Genomic DNA, 21,224 nt, shown 5'->3' with positions numbered 1-21,224 from the left:
AAAAGCGAAAGCTAATTACTACATGAAGTTTTTAAAAACCATAAAAGTCATATCTATTTGCGTATTGGTACCTATGCTTAATGCATGTGCTGGTGTTAGTGGTGAGCAGATGTCAATTGATTTATCAGGTTATTGGGACTTTAAAATTGATTCTCTAGATGTTGGAGAGCAGGAAAAATGGTTTTCTAAAAAATTGGATGATGTAGTTAAATTGCCTAGTTCCATGGCAGAGAATGGTAAGGGGGATGATATTACCGTAAATACCCATTGGACTGGTAATATGTGGAACGATAGCCTTTGGTATAAAGACCCCGAAATGGAAAAGTATCGAAAAGAGGGTAACGTAAAAGTACCATTTTGGTTAACACCTGTGAAAGATTACAAAGGTGCTGCTTGGTATCAAAAAACAGTAGTAATTCCTCAAGCATGGAAAAACAAAACCATTAATTTACATCTAGAGCGTGTGCATTGGGAATCTACTGTTTGGGTGGATAATAAGAAACTGGGCATGCAGAATAGTTTAGCTACTGCCCATAATTATAATTTAGGTAAATTATCAGTTGGTGAGCATACTGTTTCAATACGTGTAGATAACCGTATAAAGGATATTAACGTTGGTTTAGATGCCCATAGTATTTCGGATAATACACAGACCAATTGGAATGGTATTGTGGGGGATATATCGCTTTCGGCACTTCCAAAATTATCCATTGGAAATATCAAATTGTACCCTAACGTTTCAGATAAAACTGTTAGGGTTGTAGTTCAAATTGAAAACGGAACGGGGAAAACCCAAATGGCTGAATTATCACTTCAAGCTAAAGAGAAATCAGAAAATGGGCAAACTCTTGAAATTGTAAAAGAGTCCATTCAAATAGACGATTCCAAAGTAGTTGAATTAGAATATTCAATGGGCAATGCACCTAAACTATGGGATGAGTTTAATCCCAACTTATACGACATGTATTTGTCTTTAAATTCCGAAAAGGGTTTAGAAAAAAAAATGGAAACCTTTGGAATGAGAGAATTTAAAACGGATGGTACGGTTTTTACCATTAATGACAGACCTATTTATCTTAGAGGGACATTAGAATGTGCCATTTTTCCATTAACTGGTTATCCTCCAACAGACGTAGATTCTTGGAAAAGAATTATGAAAATTATAAAAGCGCATGGTTTAAATCATATACGTTTTCATTCTTGGTGTCCTCCAAAAGCAGCATTTCAAGCTGCTGATGAGATGGGTATTTATATTCAGGCCGAAGCTTCTGCGTGGCGCGCTGGTTTAGGGGATGGAGAACCTGTTGATGCCTGGTTGTACAAAGAAGGCGAAGATATTATCAACGCTTATGGAAATCATCCATCTTTCGTACTCATGACCTATGGTAACGAACCAAGTGGAAAAAATCACAAGCAGTATTTAACCAAGTATGTTGACCATTTTAAGGCATTGGATAACCGAAGGCTATACACAAGTGGTGCGGGCTACCCATATCTTGAAAATATGGATTATTATAACCATAGAGGTCCAAGAATACAAGGTTGGAACGAGAACTTAGAAAGCATCATTAATGCTAAACCACCCCAGACAGAATTTGATTGGAGTAAATTTATAGATAAAACACCAATGCCTTATGTGAGCCATGAAATGGGTCAGTGGTGCGTATATCCAAACTTTAAAGAAATGTCCAAGTATACGGGAGTTTTAAAACCTAGGAACTTCGAAATTTTTAAAGAATCTTTGGAAGAAAACGGGATGCTGAAATTAGCAGATAGCTTTTTATTGGCATCAGGAAAATTACAAACACTTTGTTATAAAGCTGATATAGAGGCAGGATTACGAACCAAAGGAATGGCAGGATATCAGCTATTAGATTTGCATGATTTTCCAGGTCAAGGTACAGCACTTGTTGGTATTTTGGATGCGTTTTGGGATGAAAAAGGTTATGTGTCGCCAGATGAATTTAAATCATTTAGTGGAAATACAGTGCCTTTGGCAAGACTGGAAAAACGCACTTTCAAGAATTCAGAAACGCTTACAGCAAAAATAGAAATAGCACATTTTAGTGAAAATCCTATGCAACAGGTGGTTCCAAAATGGCAATTGACTCATACAGATGGTAGTGTGTTTTCTGAAGGCGAATTAGATAAAACAGATATTCCAATAGGGAATGGCATTCAATTGGGTACTATAAATCAATCTTTAAGTTCTATAAGTATAGCCAAAAAGTTAACGTTAACTGTTTCAGTAGAAGATTTTAAGAATAGTTGGGACGTTTGGGTGTATCCAAATCAAAAAGAAGCCATTGAAAATGAAGCATCCATTAAAATTGTAAATAAACTGGATGCTAAAACCATCAGCTATTTACAAAACGGTGGCAATGTACTTTTAAACATTACCAAAGGAGATATATCTCCAAATTATGGAGGTAATATTGGTATAGGTTTTTCAAGTATTTTCTGGAATACTTCTTGGACTAAAGAGCAGAAACCTCATACACTGGGAATTCTTTGTAATCCATCGCATCCAGCATTAGCACATTTTCCAACAGAATATCATTCCAATTGGCAGTGGTGGGATGCCATGAGTCATTCCAACGCTATCATTTTTGATGAGATACCAGAAATAACGCCTATAATAAGGGTAATAGATGACTGGTTTAAAAATAGAAAGACCACACTTTTATTTGAATGTAAAGTTGGTAAAGGAAAATTGATATTCTCAGCTATAGATTTACATACCAATTTACGCAACAGACTAGAAGCACAACAGCTCCTGTATAGTTTAAAACACTATATGGCAAGTGAGGCCTTTAGTCCTAAAACAACTATAGAAATAAGCCAATTGAAAAGGCTATTAAAATATTAAAACATACAAGGTTAAATTATTACGATTATGAAGACAGTCAAGGCTTGGCATGAAAAAGTAACCATTCCAACTTATGAAGTGGGAACCCCAGAAAAATATCCGGTTTTTTTAGAAAAACGTGTATATCAGGCAAGTAGTGGAGCAGTATATCCGCATCCCGTGATAGAAAAAATTAGTGATGAAAAAGTAGACAAAGAATGGGATGCTATTTTCATTGAAAACGATTATATAAAATTGATGATTTTACCAGCGCTTGGAGGAAGAATCCAAAGAGCCTATGATAAGATTCGTCAACGGGATTTTGTTTATTATAATCATGTAATTAAGCCAGCGTTAGTAGGGTTAACAGGGCCTTGGATTTCAGGAGGAATAGAATTTAACTGGCCACAACACCATAGACCAAGTACATACGACCCAACAGATTTTTATATTGAGGAGAATGAGGACGGAAGTAAAACCGTTTGGGTAAGTGAGTTAGAGCGTATGTTCCGTACTAAAGGTATGGCAGGCTTTACACTACATCCAGATAAGGCATATATAGAAATAAAAGCACATTTATATAATAGAACCCCACATCCACAAACCTTTTTATGGTGGGCAAATCCAGCAGTTGCGGTAAACGACCATTATCAATCGGTTTTCCCGCCGGATGTAAATGCTGTATTTGACCACGGTAAACGCGATGTGTCTGAATTCCCAATTGCTAAGGGAGAGTATTACAAAGTAGATTATTCTCCAGGAACAGATATATCTAGATACAAGAATATTCCAGTACCAACAAGTTACATGGCAATTACCTCTAAATATGATTTTGTTGGAGGATATGAAAACGATTCAAAAGGAGGCTTACTGCACGTTGCAGACCATAATGTATCTCCCGGTAAAAAACAATGGACTTGGGGCAATGGAGAATTTGGAAAAGCGTGGGATAGAAACTTAACAGATGAAGACGGACCTTACATTGAATTGATGTGTGGTGTTTATACAGATAATCAACCAGATTTCTCTTGGATGCATCCATACGAAGAGAAGAGTTTCAAGCAATACTTTATGCCCTACTACAACGTAGGTGTTGTAAAAAATGCAACAAAAGAGGCCTTGGTAAACCTTGAAATGGTAGATGGTAAAGCTCAGGTTAAAGTATATGTTACATCTACATATGATAATTGTGTTATCACTTTAAGTGCTAATGGTAAGGTGTTGCACGAAGAGGTGTTAAACCTTTCGCCAGAAGTTGGTTTTGAAAAATTGATTGATATTGCTGGAAATACATTTGACGATTTAAAAATTTCAGTGAATGACAGTACAGGTAAAGTTTTAGTGGCATGGGAACCAGATAAGGATTTATCCGATGAAATTCCAGAACCAGCCAAAGCGGCCAAAGACCCTAAAGATATTGAAACTGTTGAAGGTTTATATTTAAGAGGGCTTCATTTAGAGCAATACAGACACGCCACCTTTGTAGCTACAGATTATTATGAAGAAGCGTTAAGACGCTCTCCAAAAGATGTACGCAATAATAACGCCATGGGGCTTTGGTATATGCGTAAAGGACAATTAGAAAAAGCAATTGAGTATTTTGATACAGCTATAGAAACATTAACAAGCCATAACCCTAATCCGTATGACGGAGAGCCTTATTTTAACAAAGGAATGGCTTTAAGTTATTTAGGTAAAAAAGAAGAGGCATACGCCAGTTTCTTTAAAGCATGTTGGAATGCACAATGGCAAGATGCGGGGTATTTTAATTTAGCACAAATAGATTGTTCTAGAGGCGATTTGGCAAAAGCCATGGATTTGGTAGACAGAGCTTTAATTAAAAACTGGCATAACCATAAAGCAAGACATTTAAAAGTTGTTTTACTTAGAAAAACAGGTAAAATTGAAGAAGCAAAACAGTTAATTGAAGATTCGCTAGCTATTGATAAATTCAATTTTGGTGTACTTTTTGAAAAATATGTACTATCAAATGCTAAAGAAGATTTGCAAGCATTTAAGGATATTCTTAGGAATTACGCGCATAATTACATTGAGTTTTCTTTAGATTATGCTATAGCAGGGCAATATGACGAAGCTGTTGCCCTATTAAAAATACATACCGATGCCAATACCGGAGTGTACCCAATGGTATACTATTTTATGGGATGGTATTTAGACCAAAAAGGAGATAGTGCTGGTGCTTTAGAAGCATACAAAAAGGCTTCACAAATGTCTGATACCTATTGTTTCCCTAATAAAATTGAAGAAGTCATAGCGTTACAATCGGCAAGTAAAGCTAACCCATCAGATGCAAAGGCATTCTATTACCTAGGGAACTTCTGGTATGCTAACAGGCAATACACTGAGGCGCAAGCATGTTGGGAAACATCGGTAAAACTAGACGATAGTTTTGCTATTACGCACCGTAATTTGGCATTATTGTACTACAACAAAGCAGAACAAAAAGACTTAGCAGTAATGCACTTGGAAAAAGCGTTTGAATTAGACAATACCGATGCTAGGTTGCTTATGGAGTTAGATCAGTTATACAAAAAAATTAATGTGCCTTTAGAAAAACGTTTAGCATTATTGGAAGAGTATATTGATTTGACGAATTCTAGAGACGACTTGTACTTGGAGCGTATTGCATTATATAATTTATTAGGTAATTTTGAAAAAGCTAAATCACTAATAGATAAACGTCAGTTCCATCCATGGGAAGGAGGTGAAGGAAAGGTGCCATTTCAGTATTTAACAAGCAATATAGAACTAGCTAAGAAGTATATAGCAGTTAAAAATTACGATGGGGCTATTGAGCTTTTAATACAGTCAAAAGATTACCCACACAATTTAGGCGAAGGTAAGTTACATGGAACTGTAGAAAATGATATAGACTACTGGTTAGGTTGTGCTTATGAAGGCTTAGGGAATGATGAGAAAGCCAAAGCCTATTTTGAATTAGCCTCAGAAGGGTTAAGTGACCCAAGCCCAGCGATTTTTTACAACGACCAACAACCAGACAAAATATTCTATCAAGGATTGGCATTGTTAAAATTAGGACGTAGCGATGAAGCTAACAAGAGGTTCGATAATTTGTTGAACTATGGTAAAGAGCATATTAATGATAATGTGAAGCTGGATTACTTCGCCATATCATTACCGGATTTATTAATTTGGGAAGAAGATCTTAATGTGATCAACAATATTCACTGTAACTATATGATTGGTTTAGGGCAATTAGGAAAAGGCAACGATTCTGAAGCAACTGAGTCTTTCGGAAAAGTTATCAATACTAATTTGTCACATATTCCTGCACATATACATCAGGCACTAGTAGGTATTAAATCTTAATTTTTTTAAAATCTATGAATGTATTAGCATGTCTTAAAAGTCTAGTGTTAGCTTCTTTGTGTTGTATAGCATTTAATGCTTGCGCACAAAGAACTAACCCCAATATTGTTATCATTTATGTTGACGATTTAGGCTTTGGGGACATTGGTGTGAATGGTGCTATTGGAGTAGAAACACCGCATATAGATACACTAGCCAAAAATGGCTTAAATTTTACAGACGCCCATTGTTCGGCATCCACCTGTACACCATCACGATATTCACTGTTAACAGGTAGTTATGCTTTTAGGAATCAAGCGCAAATTTTAGAAGGTGATGCGCCTTTGATCATAGATCCAAATATGCAGACCTTGCCCAAAATGCTTCAAAAAGCAGGATACGAAACTGGTGTGGTGGGCAAATGGCATTTGGGGCTTGGTAAAGGAAAAATCAATTGGAATAAAAGAATACCGTTAGGTCCTGAAGAAGTTGGTTTTAATTATAGTTTTTTAATACCAGCCACTGGAGATAGAGTGCCTTGTGTGTTTTTAGAAAACCAACAAGTAGTTGGTTTAGATCCTAACGATCCCATAACAGTAAGTTACGGAACTAGGATTGAAGGATATCCATGGGGCTTTAAACGGCCTGAACTTTTAAAACAACACACAGACCCTTACCATCAAGGGGCTATTATAAATGGTATAAGCCGAATCGGGTATATGAAAGGTGGGAAAGATGCATTGTGGGTCGATGAGGAAATTCCTTATGTGTTAACCAATAAAGCAAAAGCTTTTATTGATACCAACAAGAGTAAGCCTTTCTTTCTGTATTTTTCGTTACATGATATCCACCAACCTAGGATAGCCAACATCAAGTTTGTAGAAAGTAGTACCATGGGGCCTCGAGGCGATGTTATTGCGCAAATGGATTGGTGTGTTGGTCAAATTTCAGAAACATTAGAAAAGCAAGGTTTGTTAGAAAATACCCTGATTATATTTACCAGTGATAACGGCCCAATTTTAGACGATGGGTATTTAGATTACGCTCGAGAACTAGTTGGGGATCATAAACCTGGAGGTATTTACAGAGGGAGCAAATATTCTGCTTACGAAGCAGGAACACGAATGCCTACAATTGTGCATTGGCCCAAAGAAGTAAAACCAGGTACAAGTTCTGCATTGTTATCCCAAGTAGATTTATATGCTTCCTTAGCATCGTTAGTCAATCAAAAGATTGGAAAAGAAGATGCTATTGATAGTAAAAACTTCATGAGCTCATGGTTAGGAAAATCAAATAAAGGGCGCAAATTTTTATTGGAAGAGTCATACACTTTTGGTTTTAGAATGGATAACTGGAAATACATCAAACCTAAGGATAAACCTGTACCTAAATGGATTGTTCAAAAGTTTGTCGACCCTGGATTTAGACCCGAACCACAGTTGTTCAATTTAGAACATGATCCTTCAGAATCAATTAATATAGCCAGTGATAATCCTGAAATCGTTGCTAAAATGGAATCCAAATTAAAAGAAACTCTTGGAGAATAATGCCTGTGAAAAAGCTTTTTTACATATTGTCTTTCGTTTCAATCTTTTCCTGTAAAACTCAAGATACACCCAATATTCTTTGGATTACTATTGAGGATACCTCTCCACAATTTATTGGCTGTTATGGGAACGAAAGTGCCAGTACCCCAGTTATTGATAAACTGGCGGAAGAAGGTGTGCGTTTTACTAATGCGTTTTCTACAGGTACGGTATGTTCAGCAAGCAGATCCACCATAATTACAGGCACCAGAACTTACAAGATGGGTACTGGGCATCAAAGAAGTCAGTATCCTATCCCAAGTTTCATCAAAGGTTTTCCCTATTACTTAAAGCAATTGGGGTACTACACTACTAATAATTCAAAAACAGATTATAACATTGCAAATGAAAAGGAATTTGTAAAAGAAGCATGGAATGAAAGCTCTAACGAAGCCACATGGAAAGATAGAGCAGAAGGACAACCTTTTTTTGCAGTATTTAATTTTGCAGAGTCCCACCAATCGCGTACCATGTCTTGGACTTTTAAACAATATGAAAAACATGTTTGGAACCATTTATCTGAAGAAGATAGAATAGCAGACGATGCTTTTGAAATGCCACCATTTTACAATGATACACCAGACATGCGTAAGCAATTTGCAAGGGTCTATAATTCCATTAAACTAACGGATAATAGAATAGGCGAATTATTACAAAAGCTAGAGGACGATGGTTTAAAAGATGATACCATAATCTTCTTTTATGCCGACCATGGAGAGGGGATTCCAAGAGCGAAAACCAATGGCATAAATTTAGGGTATCGCGTGCCTTTTGTAGTATGGTTCCCTGAAAAATTTAAGCATTTATCACCGTGGGAAATAGGAACAACAACAAATGAACTCATAAGTTTTGAGGACTTAGGACCAACAATGATTGATGCATTAGGTGGTCAAGTACCTGATTATATGAATGGAAGATCTTTTTTAAAGAGTGATTCCGGAGCAATACCAAAATACGTAACGTTGTCCAACGACAGGGTGGATAATGGTCTAGATTTGACAAGAAGTGTAACCGATGGTAGGTTTGTGTATTCAAGAAACTATATGCCATTTATTCCAGAAGTACGTTATATCAATTATTTAGAGATTGCCGATATCACAAAACACATGCGTAAAGATTTAAAAGAAGGAAATCTGAATGCATTTCAATCACGTATTTTTGAGGAACGTCCATTCGAGATGTTGTATGATATTGAAAACGACATTTGGGAGGAAAACAACCTAGCTAAAAACCCAAAGTACCAGTCCGTTTTAGAAGGTATGCGACAGTTTTTAGATAGTACTCTTTTAGAATCCAAGGACATATTATTTATGCCAGAGTACGACATGGCTAGAATTTCAAAAACGCAAACACCCTATGAATATCGTCTAGATGATACCCATTATAATTTTAACGAGATTTACAAAGTTGCTTCCTTGTCAGGTAAAAAAGGAGAAGACGTTATTAAAGCTCAAATAGATTACCTAAAACATCAAGATGAAATTGTTAGGTATTGGGCAAGTATTGGCTTGGTGTCTCAAGATAAGATGCTATTAAAACCGTATATGAGGGAATTGGAAAAAGCGATTCAAGATAATTATGCTCCAGTTTCAATAACCATTTCAGTAATTTTATATACGAAATTTGATAGTGAGCAAGCTTCAAAAATCTTAAACAATTTTAGCAAGGATAACAATTGGCATTTGTCTTTAATGGCTATAAATTTCATGCTCTATTTTCAAGATAGAACACCATTTGAAGCTACTATTGACGCATTACTTAGAAATTCTAAACTAAACTCGCATGTAAAAAATGCATGTTTAGATTTTAAAGAAAGCGAAAGACTTAGCAACAACATTTAAATTTTAATTTCTAAACAGAATAGATTAAACTACAATGAGATTATTTCAAACCACAGTTATTATTATTGCCCTAGTTTTAAGCGCTTGTACAACACCTAAAGTAGGGCAAATTGATTTGTCAGGAGAATGGCAGGTTAAATTAGATGCTACCAATATTGGCGAAGGAGAAAATTGGGCTTCATCAAAAATTAATGGCACAACGATGAGTTTACCTGGAACTTTAGATGAAGCAGGATTAGGAGCTCTCAATACGTTGGAACCAGCTATCAACAACTATGTAATGTCCAATTTAGCCAGAAAACATCAATACATTGGTAAAGCATGGTATCAAAAAGAAATTGAAGTACCCTCTAACTGGGAAGGTGATGTAATAACATTGAGTTTAGAGCGCGTGCTTTGGGAATCAACCGTTTATGTAGATGGCAAAAAAATAGGCTCAGCTAATAGCTTAATTGGTACACATGAGTTTAAATTAACAGACATAACCCCGGGAAAACACACGCTTACCATCGTAATCGATAACTCAAATAAATTTCCAGATATCAATGTTGCAGGGACCAAGTATCCTGTTAAAGTAAATCAGGATATGGCACATGCCTATACCAATCATACCCAAATTAAATGGAATGGTATTTTGGGAGACATCATTTTAAAAGCTTCAAGCAACAATGCACCAAATAACCTACAAGTATATCCTAGTAAAGATTTAGACAAATTAAAAGTTACTTTTAATCAATCAGTAGCAGAAGAAACTCCTGTGAAATTGGAGATTAAAACAGTTGCAGGAAATACTATTTATAGCGAGGAAGTAAAAGTTTCTAAAGCTGGTAAAAATCTATATGCATTAGAAATTGCTAAACCAGAGGATGTAGAATTGTGGGATGAGTTTAACCCTAATTTATATGATGTAGTTGTTGCCACTTCAACTGGGGCAGTAAATACTAGATTTGGTTACAAATTTGTAGCAAATGATAATGGCAACCTTACCTTAAATGGTACACGTATCTTTTTACGTGGAAATTTAGAGTGTGTTATTTTTCCATTAACAGGACATCCACCAACAACAAAAGAAGAATGGGCTAAACTTATTGGGCAAGCTAAAGCTTATGGTTTAAATCACTTAAGATTCCATTCTTGGTGTCCTCCAAAAACTGCTTTTCAAGCAGCTGATGAAGCTGGGTTTTACTTTCAAGTGGAATTACCACATTGGAGTTTAAAATTTGGAGAAGATGCTAAGACAGTTGAATTTTTAACCTCTGAAGCACACAAAATACTCAAAGACTATGGTAACCATCCGTCGTTTATTTTTATGGCTATGGGGAATGAGTTACAGGGAGATATGGCACAACTTAATAGTTTGGTAGCAGAATTAAAACCAACGGATAATAGACATTTGTATGCGACTACAGCTTTTTCATTTCAACGACCAGCAGGAACACGTCCTGAACCAGAAGATGAATTTTTTATAGCCCAATGGACCAAAAATGGTTGGATTCGTGGTCAAGGGGTATTTAATAATAAGCCACCGCATTTTGATGCCGATTTTACAGCGGGAGCCAAATTTGTTGAAATTCCATTAGTGTCTCATGAGATAGGGCAATATTCTGTTTATCCAGATTTGAGCGAGATTGAAAAATATACTGGAGTTTTAGAACCATTAAACTTCATAGCAGTAAAAAATGATTTGGAGAAAAAAGGTTTGTTGGAATTGGCTCCAGATTTTACATATAACTCAGGAAAGTTAGCGGCCATTTTATATAAAGAAGAAATTGAGCGCGCCATGAAAACACCAAGTTTTGATGGGTTTCAATTATTACAGTTACAAGATTTCCCAGGCCAAGGTACGGCACTTGTAGGTTTACTGAATGCTTTTTGGGAATCTAAAGGGGTTATTTCAGCAGAGGAATTTAGTCAATTTAATAGTGAGTTGGTATCACTTTTAAGGTTTGAAAAAGCAATTTACGAAAGTGGAGACACTTTTAAAGCCTTAATCGAGGTAGCTAATTTCTTTAAACCAATGGAAAACCAAAATATAAATTGGACCATTACTGATGAAGCTGGAAATACATTGAGCAATTCTCAAATCCAAGCCAATTTAACCATTGGCAACAATACTAATTTAGGAGAAATTGCTTTTAATATTAATACAGATACAGCTAAAAAACTTAAAATAGAAGTAAGTATAGAAGGTACTAAGTACAAAAACTCGTGGAATATTTGGGTGTATCCTAAAACTGTAGATTTGTCTAAGAAAGATGTGGTATTTACATCGTCTTTTGCAGTGGCTGAACAGGCGTTAAACAAAGGGAGTAAAGTGCTGTTAAATCCAGATTTTAAAACACTGAATGGCATCGAAGGACGCTTTGTGCCTGTATTTTGGAGTCCAGTACATTTTCCAAATCAACCAGCAACTATGGGGGTAATGGCAGATGTAGAGCACCCAGCTTTAAATAAATTTCCAACCGATACGCATAGCGACTGGCAATGGTGGGATTTGTGTATCAACTCGAAGTCTGTAATTACAGATGGCATAAATATTAAGCCTATAGTTAGGGTAATAGATAATTTTGTTACCAATCATCACTTAGCAAATGTTTTTGAAGCTAAGGTTGGCAACGGTACCTTGGTGTTCTCATCTATAGATCTAACTTCAAATTTAAATGAAAGACCAGTAGCTAGACAACTACGCCATAGTTTGTTAGAATATATGGAAAGTGATGCTTTTGCACCAACAAATTCTTTAACCATGAAAGATTTAGAAGCTGTAAGATCAGTTAAGAAACAAAACAAGTTTTCTACAGAAGATATATATGATTGATACTAGAGTTACTAAGACTACATATGTAATTAATCTTTATGTAGTTTAGAAATTGTATACGGAGTTATAAATACAGCCTGAACCCAAGAAAAGGGTTCAGGTTTTTTTGTGACTTTTTTATGATTATTTTTCTTGTTAAAATATTGAAAAACAGTATGTTATGTTAAAAGTTGTTAAAAGGCAGATTGTCTATTTAATCAAAATGATAGTCCATGTTAAGACCTCTTTCTTTTTCTAATTTTGGATAACATATAAATTTATTAAAACCTACTTATCATGAAAACAACAAAAAAAAAACTACAGAAAACAATCTTTATCCTATTAGTTGCAACTCTCAGTTTAGTCTCATGCGACGCAAAAGAGGAAGAAGTAATCGAACCGTCAGCAGAAAGTAATCTAGAAGCAAATTCAAGTAGCCAAGCAAATGGACAGACCGTAGATATTAGTGTTTTTACCAATAACCGGGTGCCAATATCTGATGCTTTCTTTGGTGTGAATAATAATTGGAGGACAATAACAAATTCTGATTATACCACTTTTGAAGGCAAATTAGAATCAATCAATTATCAAGGTGTAAGATTCCCTGGAGGATGGGAATCAGAATATTATGATTGGAATACGGATAGAACTCCAAATTGGCCAAATAATCCAGAAACACCGGGGGCGTCTATTTCCACTGTATTGGGTACTAAACCACCAACACTTAGTATAGTTATACCTACAGTTGATGCTATGAATTTAAAAGATGGAGAAGAGGATGCTAATTGGACGAAAGCTTTAGAAACTCTAAAAACTAAAGCTGTAGATGCTGTTAATGCTACAGGAGCGGGTAATATATTAAGTATAGAAATAGGAAATGAGTGGTGGTTACAAGCAAGTGGTGGTGCAACACGCTCTAAGAGTCTTGATAAATATTCTAATATAGCTAAGGTGCTAGCAAAACATGTTCGCACAACCTTTCCTAATGCCAAGTTTAAAATTTTAGTAAATGGAGATTTTACAGTGCCAAGCGAGTTTACTACAATGAAAAATATCTTTGGGGAAGATATTAAATATGCAGATGGGGTTGCTTTACATCCTTATGCTGGGTATAACAGTGATACACATAATATTGCTGATGTAAGGTCTAATATTATAGCATGTAGAGATAATTTCGGAAAAAGATTCATCCATTTATCTGAATGGGCACCGTCTAAGGCGTATAACAATAATAAAATCTATGCTCAAGGAGCTAATGTGTTAGTGGAGTTAACACATCAGCTTGCTAGGTCTGGTGCTAATGCTGCAGCTTTTTGGCCTCCAAAAAATACATCAATTCCTGGGCTTGGTTTATTTAATATTAATTTTGGTGTAACGTACCCAACAGCCCAACTTTTTGGAGATATGGCTGAAAACTATACAGGAGATGCGTTAGAGACCTCTACAAATGGTGATATACGAGCTGTAGCGTCTAGGGATGGAAATAGAATTACAGTATATGTAGCTGGTATGGCGCAACCAAATACAAAAGTTCGTTTAAAAGTAGTTGGGTCTGATCCCAAAACAAATCCAGTGTCATCAGACATTTATCTGCCAGGAGATATATCTGATACAGCAAAGTCATTACCTATGGAATTGACATCAAATACTTCTAGCTATAATGAGGATATTAAAGGCTTTGAGTTTAATGTAAATGAGAAATCTCAATATACAATTCAACGTTTAATTTTTGAGTTAAAATAGTGTGACTATATAATAGTTACAGTATAAAATTTAGTTAGTAAAATCAAGAACCTCGACACTCAAAGTGTCGAGGTTCTTTGCTAAAACGATAACGTCTTTTTTTAGTGTGTTCCATTGCACCAAGCTTTTTTATGGTAAAAGAGGTGCTGCAAAAGATTCTAACTTAAATAGTAAACTCTTTTGAACAGTAGTAATTTATGTTTTAATTCAGTTAGATGTTTAATCATTTATTAATCAATGGCTTGTTTGTTTGAATATTACGACTAGGCTTTTCCAAACGTTACAGAAGTCAACATATATTCTCATTAAAAGTTTGTTTTATGGTAACCAAGTAGGAACCCAATCATATTTAGAGATCTCGTCGCTCATAATGTATTTATTCTGGTGGTAGTTAGGGCTACATAACTAAGTATAACTTAAAATATTATGTGTTTCCCCAGTCCTTAAACCATTAATTTTAAGGAAAAAAATCACATAACTTTTTCAGGATATAATAAAAAATGAAAGTGTTAACGTCTATCTAATGAGAAAAATTATCCATAAGTGTATCGTGTTGTTTTCTGTAATTTAGTCAGTTAAACAACTAAACTATTCCAAAATGAAAAAAAATTTTTATTTACAAAAATCAACTTTAATCTTATTTACCATAATTTTTGGCTTTGTGTCATGTAACACAAATGAAGAAGATATGCTAGATCAAAACAATGCAGAAAATACTGCCGAAATGAGTTTGACTGCAAATTCTAGCAGTCAAATGACAGCACAACAAACCGTAGATATTTGGTTGTATACTAATAACCGAGTAGCTATATCTAACGAGTTTTTTGGTGTAAATAATAATTGGAGAACAATAACAGATTCTGATTATGCTACTTTTGAAAACAAATTAGAATCTATAAATTATCAGGGCATAAGATTTCCAGGAGGCTGGGAATCTGAATATTATGATTGGAGTACTAATACAACTCCAACCTGGCCAAATGCCCCAGCAACTCCTGGAGCGTCTATCTCCACTGTACTGGGAACTAACCCACCTAGTCTAAGTATTGTTGTGCCAACGGTTGACGCTATGAATCTAGCGCAGTGGTCAACAGGGTGGTGGGCTGCCATTCAAACACTAAAATCAAAAGCTGTAGATGCTATCAATACTGCTGAGGCCAACAATATACTAAGCGTAGAAGTAGGAAATGAGTGGTGGTTACAATGGGGAGGAGGCGTTTCGCGTGCTTCAAAATTGAGTAGTTATTCTCATATAGCAAAACGTGTTGTGAAGCATATTCGTCAAACCTTTCCAAATGCTAACTTTAAAATATTAGTTAATGGAGACTTTACGGTTCCTAGTGAGTTTACCACTATGAGTAATATATTTGGAAGCGACCTTAGTTTTGCCGATGGAGTTGCGCTACATCCTTATGCAGGTTATAATACTACAACCCATAATATTGTTGATGTGAAATCTAATATTATAGCATGTAGAGATAACTTTGGAAAAAATTACGTGCATTTATCAGAGTGGGCACCATCTAAGGCTTATAATAACAATAAAGTATACGCTCAAGGAGCAAACGTTTTGGTGGAACTTACACATGAACTTGCACGATCTGGTGCTGATGCTGCAGCATTTTGGCCACCAAAAAATCCATCTATCCCAGGACTTGGTTTGTTTAGTGATAATTATAATGTAACGTATCCAACGGCACAACTTTTTGGAGACATGTCTCAAAACTATACAGGAGATGCTTTGGCTACGACTACAAATGGAGACATAAGAGCTGTTGCATCAAGAGATGGTAATAGAATTACGGTATATGTTGCAGGTATGGATGAACCAAATACATTGGTACGTTTACGTGTAGTGGGATCTAATCCACAAACAACACCAGTGTCATCAAATATTTTCCTACCAGGAAATACTTCTAATACAGCAGCAGCGGTACCAATGACAATAACAACAAACCCTTCTACCTATAATAGCAGTTTTACTGGATATCAATTTAATGTGAATGCACAATCAGAATACTCAATACATCGCTTAATTTTCGATGTGAATTAGTAGTAATTTATGTCTCATAACTTACTGGATGAAGATACCTCGATACAAAGTATCGAGGTATCTCAGCTAAATATGTAAAAACAATTACGTGTTTGTTAATTTAAGATAAAGCACATAATAGGAACATTAAGTTGGACTGATAATAGACATGAGTACAAGGATTGTTATTTAATTGAAGATTAAATAAATAATAAAGAGAAGCTCACTTTTTTATTTGTAGTGTGATTTATGGTTTAGCATTATGGGAAGACCCAGAATGAGAAAATCCAGAGATTTTTTCCAAATTGATAGAGAGCGACCCAGAACAATATTTTATAGTTTTTCTTCAATCATAGAAACATTAAAAGGTAAAGATTAGGGACTTTAAAAGGTATTTATCTAATAGGCTTTAAATCAAGATTTGGGAGAAGCACAAGACATCTAAGAACTACAAGATGAAGATGTTAAGTAGTCTTTCTAAGTTCAGAAGGCGCCAACCCTTTTACCTGTTTAAATTGCCTATTGAAATTAGATAGATTGTTAAATCCCGAAAGTTCAGCTATTTCAACTATAGATAAATCTTTTTGGTGCTCCAATAATCGAGTGGCATGCTCCACACGTATTTCATTTAAAAACGTAATATAGGTTTTGTTGGTACGTTTTTTAAAATATTTGCAAAACGCATTTTTGGTCATGTTGGCGACATTAGCAATGGTTTCCAAAGTAATAGTGGTTTTGTAATGGGCCATAGTATATTCAAAAACATCACGCATTCTGTTACCCTCATTATCAGTATAATTCTTGGTATATATAAACGTAGAAAGTGGTGTATATCTGGCTTCGCTTCCAATTTTTAAGAGTTGGATTAAAATGATAAGGTGCTCTAATTGACTTGCAGTTTCAGTTTTTAGAATTAAATCGGTAGCCCATCTTTTTTTAGAATTAATTTTGAATCCATATTCTGAACGCTTAAAAAAATTGGAAACTTCTCTAAGTTCATTCAACTTAAAAAAGGCATCACCCAATAACTGTTTTGAGAAAAATACCGTGAACATTCTAGATTGTTTTTTCTTTTGAGTGTCACTATTAAATACATGCGGAATATTGCTCCCTATTACCAAAATATCCCCTTCCTTATACCGATTTATAGTATCTCCAACTATCAAATTGCCCTCGCCCGAAAGTATTAAACTAATTTGGATTTCTTCATGCTGATGTAATTTTCCAAAGAAAGTCGTTCCCCTGTCTTCTTGAAAAACAACAGCATTTAACTCGGGTTTAGGTATTTTAAAGGGTAAAACCTTCATGGTTTATTCTCAATTTTCATGTTAAAAATACATGAATAATATTCCAAAAATATAAAAATGATGTAAATTAATGGATAATATAATACTATAAATGAATAATTTAGTAGTACTGTTGCTAGTAATATTTATATAGTTTTATGACTCATTAATAAGAATAAAATAAGATGAAATCCAATTGGGATGGCGTAATGCCTGCAGTGTTTACATGGTTGAAAGAGTCAAAGTCTGGTACTCTTGAAATTGACTTTGATACAACACAAAAACAGGCAGCAGGTATCTTAAAAGCTCAAGGAAAGGGCGGAAGCAGAATGAGCGGACTTGTAGGTTCTGGTACTCTGGGTGAGAATAGCTACCTAAGTAGCAAACAGCGTCTTTCTTTACTTAAATGCCTTTCTGAGGTTGCTAAAGAATACAACGTTCCGTTAATCAGCGGCGCTTCAGCAGAAACTAAGGAAGAGCTTGCCAAAATTATTGAAGGACTTGCAACAGTTGGAGTTGATACGGTTATGGTCATGCCACCAACAACTAAGGCGGTTCCTTCTGAAAAAGAAATGTATGAGTATTATGAACTTTCTGAAGCAACTGCAAAGGATGTAGGTGTAACAATGATGCCTTATAACAATCCTGATGCAGCTGGTTACCATTCACTTTCAACTGATCTTCTTTTAAGACTTTCTGTGCTTCCTAAAGTAACTGCTCTTAAAATATCGACTATAGATGTTTCGATTATTGAAACTCTGATGCTGGAGAACAAAGATTTAAAAGTTTTGGCAGGAGTAGATACAGTTACAGTACATGCAGGACTTGCTGGAGCATGTGGTGGGATTACTGGTGTAGGCAATATCTTCCCAAAAGCAAGTGTTACCATGCAGGAATATGTTTTAAATGGAGAATGGACTAAGGCAAATAAAATTTCTCAGGCTTTAAATTCCATATCGTATCTAGATGCTCAGCCGTTGCTTTTGGAATATCTTAAACTTGCTATGGGAATTCATCATAATGATATTGCTGGAGGACTGCGTACTTTTGGTAAGAAATTAACTAAACAGCAAATTGATGATGTCCGTGCAAGATATATTCTAGCAAAAGAAAGGCTTGAAGCACTGGACTTAATAAGTTGATTCTTTTAAATTGTGAAAAAAAGAAGTTTGCAAACGAGTAAATTTGGATAAAGAATAAAAAAATAAGTCAATATGATTACTGGAAAAAACTATATCGGGCAAACCTTAAAAGCCTCTGGAGCTAAAACATATAAAACCGTTAACCCAAAATTGAACATTGAAAACGATACGGCGTTTATTGATGCGACTGAAGATGAAATAGATGAAGCCGTAAACCTAGCTTGGGACGCTTTTAAAGTATACAGAAAAGTATCGGGAGCAAAACGTGCCGAATTTTTAAACGCCATAGCAGATGAAATTTTAGCATTGGACCAAACACTTATCGACATGTATATGTCCGAATCTGGACTGCCTGAAGGAAGAGCTATTGGCGAGCGTGGAAGAACCATTTTTCAATTGCGTTCTTTTGCTGAATTAATTGCAGATGAGCAATGGAGAGATAACAGTTTTGATACTGCAGACCCAAATAGAACACCATTGCCAAAGGCAGATTTGAGAAAAACATCCATTCCACTTGGTCCAGTAGTGGTGCTAGGTGCTAGTAATTTTCCACTCGCATTTTCAACAGCAGGAGGGGATACGGCAAGCGCGTTGGCTGCAGGTTGTCCTGTAATTGTAAAATCTCACCCTATGCATTCTGGTACAGGAGAATTGGTGGCTAAGGCAGTACTTAAAGCAGCTAAAGAAACAGGAATGCCAAACGGCGTATTTTCCAACTTAAATGGTAATGGAGTAGAGGTTGGTACGCAGCTAGTAAAACATCAAAATGTAAAGGCTGTAGGTTTTACGGGTAGTGTAACAGGTGGAAGAGCGCTTTACGATTTGGCGTCACAACGTAATGAGCCTATACCTGTTTTTGCAGAAATGGGCAGTATAAACCCTGTAATTATTACTCCCAAAGCTATCGAAAACCGTTCAGAAGCTTTAGCATCTCAGTATGCGGGTTCAATTACTTTAGGAACGGGACAGTTTTGTACCAACCCAGGTTTAATTTTGACGATTGATAGTGAAAACACAAAAGAATTTATAAAAGATCTGGCAAGTAAAACCATTGCTGCAGAAGCGCAATGTATGTTACATCCAAAAATTAAAAAAGGTTTTGAGCAAAATGGATTAACAGTAACCTCTCAAAAAGGTGTCCAAGTTATTGCTAAAATTGATACCGAAGTAGCAACTAACTATGCAGTATCACAAATTGTAAGTGTTTCGGGAGAAGACTTTTTAGAAAATCCTAAATTACAACAAGAAGTATTCGGGCCTTTTTCATTGGTGGTAAAAGCAAAGGATGAATCAGAATTAATCGCTATCATCAATGCTTTAGAAGGCCAATTAACAGGAACCGTGATTGCTGAAGAAGAAGAGTATTCTAATTTGCAAAATATTATAGATGCCTTAGAGTTGCGCGTTGGTAGAATTATTTTTAACGGTGTGCCTACAGGAGTAGAAGTGTGTCCGTCAATGCAGCACGGTGGGCCGTATCCAGCATCAACAGATTCTAGATTTACGGCAGTAGGAACTAATTCTATAAAACGATGGGTACGCCCCTTAAGTTATCAATCCTTTCCAAAGGAACTATTACCAGAAGCTTTAAAATAAACAAGAATGGCTAGAAATACATTTGTTTGTATTGATGCGCACACCTGTGGAAATCCAGTTCGCGTTGTAAAAAAAGGCGGGCCAGAGTTACTTGGTGCAACTATGAGTGAAAAGCGCCAACATTTTCTAAAGGAGTATGATTGGATTCGTAAAGGTTTAATGTTTGAACCTCGTGGACACGATATGATGAGTGGCAGCATTTTGTATCCGCCACATAATCCTGAAAATGATTTTGCTATCCTGTTTATTGAAACCTCTGGATGTTTGCCCATGTGTGGACATGGCACAATTGGCACCATAACCATTGCTGTAGAAGAAGGGTTGGTAACACCAAAAACACCAGGTAAAATGAAGATGGAAGCGCCTGCAGGGTTAGTGGAAATCGAATATCAACAAACAGGGAATAAGGTAGATTGGGTGCGTTTAACCAATGTGAAAAGCTATTTGGCTGAAACCGATTTAAGTGTAGAATGCCCAGAACTAGGGCAATTAACTTTTGATGTAGCCTATGGAGGTAATTTTTATGCTATAATAGACCCTCAAGAGAATTTTTATGGAGTTCAAGATGTTTCAGCAAGCAAAATTATTCAGTATTCCCAAGAATTGCGTCAACGTATCAACAAGAAATATCCAAATGTATTTATCCATCCAGAAAATGATACTATCAGGGATGTGTCGCATTTGCTTTGGACGGGAGAACCGTTAGATCCCAGTTCTTCTGGGAGGAATGCGGTGTTTTATGGAGATAAAGCCATAGATAGGAGTCCTTGTGGAACAGGTACTTCAGCAAGAATAGCACAATTATATGCCAAAGGAAAATTAAAAAAGGGGGAAGACTTTATACACGAAAGTTATATAGGAAGTAAATTTGTAGGGCGTGTTGAAGCTGAGGTTTCAATTGATGGCAAACCAGCAATAATTCCCAGTATAAAAGGTTGGGCAAAAGTTTATGGTTACAACACCATAATTATAGATGATAAAGATGATCCATATGCGCACGGATTTCAAGTAATATAAATGTTG

At 35.7% G+C, this 21,224-nt stretch carries 11 protein-coding genes; 10 read left to right on the top strand and 1 reads right to left on the bottom strand.

Annotated features, from left to right (window positions below; translation table 11 throughout):
* The first annotated feature begins 22 nt into the window (after window positions 1-22).
* From JS605_RS08260 to JS605_RS08230, 7 genes are all read left to right on the top strand, one after another.
* Window positions 23-2,869 carry a sugar-binding domain-containing protein gene (locus JS605_RS08260; RefSeq protein WP_203257223.1) on the top strand — a complete coding sequence of 949 codons (2,847 nt, stop codon included), beginning with the start codon at window positions 23-25 and terminating at the stop codon, window positions 2,867-2,869.
* A 27-nt stretch (window positions 2,870-2,896) separates the two neighbouring features.
* Entirely contained in the window at window positions 2,897-6,199 is a 3,303-nt protein-coding gene (locus JS605_RS08255; RefSeq protein WP_203257222.1) for a DUF5107 domain-containing protein, read from the top strand.
* Window positions 6,200-6,213: 14 nt separating this feature from the next.
* A complete protein-coding gene (locus JS605_RS08250; protein ID WP_203257221.1) occupies window positions 6,214-7,725 on the top strand; it encodes a sulfatase family protein in 1,512 nt (503 codons plus the stop codon).
* Between the two features lie 5 nt (window positions 7,726-7,730).
* Window positions 7,731-9,605, top strand: coding sequence for a sulfatase family protein (locus tag JS605_RS08245; RefSeq protein ID WP_203257220.1), 1,875 nt, complete (start codon window positions 7,731-7,733; stop codon window positions 9,603-9,605).
* Window positions 9,606-9,639: 34 nt separating this feature from the next.
* Window positions 9,640-12,423 carry a sugar-binding domain-containing protein gene (locus tag JS605_RS08240; protein ID WP_203257219.1) on the top strand — a complete coding sequence of 928 codons (2,784 nt, stop codon included), beginning with the start codon at window positions 9,640-9,642 and terminating at the stop codon, window positions 12,421-12,423.
* A gap of 276 nt (window positions 12,424-12,699) precedes the next feature.
* Window positions 12,700-14,145, top strand: a complete 1,446-nt coding sequence (locus JS605_RS08235) for a hypothetical protein (protein WP_203257218.1) — start codon at window positions 12,700-12,702, stop codon at window positions 14,143-14,145.
* Between the two features lie 598 nt (window positions 14,146-14,743).
* Window positions 14,744-16,198, top strand: coding sequence for a hypothetical protein (locus JS605_RS08230; protein ID WP_203257217.1), 1,455 nt, complete (start codon window positions 14,744-14,746; stop codon window positions 16,196-16,198).
* A gap of 443 nt (window positions 16,199-16,641) precedes the next feature.
* Here JS605_RS08230 and JS605_RS08225 read toward each other — a convergent pair whose 3' ends face one another.
* A complete protein-coding gene (locus JS605_RS08225) occupies window positions 16,642-17,484 on the bottom strand; it encodes an AraC family transcriptional regulator (RefSeq protein ID WP_203257216.1) in 843 nt (280 codons plus the stop codon).
* Between the two features lie 164 nt (window positions 17,485-17,648).
* On the opposite strand from JS605_RS08225, the gene JS605_RS08220 reads away from it, so the two are divergent.
* The 3 genes from JS605_RS08220 to JS605_RS08210 all read left to right on the top strand — a co-directional run bounded on the left by JS605_RS08220 (window position 17,649) and on the right by JS605_RS08210 (window position 21,218).
* Entirely contained in the window at window positions 17,649-18,605 is a 957-nt protein-coding gene (locus JS605_RS08220; protein WP_203257215.1) for a dihydrodipicolinate synthase family protein, read from the top strand.
* A 72-nt stretch (window positions 18,606-18,677) separates the two neighbouring features.
* Entirely contained in the window at window positions 18,678-20,201 is a 1,524-nt protein-coding gene (locus JS605_RS08215; protein ID WP_203257214.1) for an aldehyde dehydrogenase (NADP(+)), read from the top strand.
* Between the two features lie 6 nt (window positions 20,202-20,207).
* Window positions 20,208-21,218, top strand: a complete 1,011-nt coding sequence (locus JS605_RS08210; protein ID WP_203257213.1) for a 4-hydroxyproline epimerase — start codon at window positions 20,208-20,210, stop codon at window positions 21,216-21,218.
* The last annotated feature ends 6 nt before the right edge of the window (window positions 21,219-21,224 follow it).

Origin of the sequence: Hyunsoonleella ulvae (assembly GCF_016827605.1) — a bacterium.
GTDB classification, from domain to species: Bacteria; Bacteroidota; Bacteroidia; order Flavobacteriales; family Flavobacteriaceae; genus Jejuia; species Jejuia ulvae.
Note: the sequence above shows the minus strand (reverse complement) of the source record. Positions and strands in the feature narration are given on the sequence as shown.

What these genes read in the sequence shown, in the direction of transcription:
- JS605_RS08210 (WP_203257213.1), top strand. Translation starts at nt 20,208, where the DNA reads ATGGCTAGAAATACATTTGTTTGTATTGATGCGCACACCTGTGGAAAT.
- JS605_RS08220 (WP_203257215.1), top strand. Translation starts at nt 17,649, where the DNA reads ATGAAATCCAATTGGGATGGCGTAATGCCTGCAGTGTTTACATGGTTG.
- JS605_RS08235 (WP_203257218.1), top strand. Translation starts at nt 12,700, where the DNA reads ATGAAAACAACAAAAAAAAAACTACAGAAAACAATCTTTATCCTATTA.
- JS605_RS08240 (WP_203257219.1), top strand. Translation starts at nt 9,640, where the DNA reads ATGAGATTATTTCAAACCACAGTTATTATTATTGCCCTAGTTTTAAGC.
- JS605_RS08215 (WP_203257214.1), top strand. Translation starts at nt 18,678, where the DNA reads ATGATTACTGGAAAAAACTATATCGGGCAAACCTTAAAAGCCTCTGGA.
- JS605_RS08255 (WP_203257222.1), top strand. Translation starts at nt 2,897, where the DNA reads ATGAAGACAGTCAAGGCTTGGCATGAAAAAGTAACCATTCCAACTTAT.
- JS605_RS08250 (WP_203257221.1), top strand. Translation starts at nt 6,214, where the DNA reads ATGAATGTATTAGCATGTCTTAAAAGTCTAGTGTTAGCTTCTTTGTGT.
- JS605_RS08225 (WP_203257216.1), bottom strand. Translation starts at nt 17,484, where the DNA reads ATGAAGGTTTTACCCTTTAAAATACCTAAACCCGAGTTAAATGCTGTT.
- JS605_RS08260 (WP_203257223.1), top strand. Translation starts at nt 23, where the DNA reads ATGAAGTTTTTAAAAACCATAAAAGTCATATCTATTTGCGTATTGGTA.
- JS605_RS08230 (WP_203257217.1), top strand. Translation starts at nt 14,744, where the DNA reads ATGAAAAAAAATTTTTATTTACAAAAATCAACTTTAATCTTATTTACC.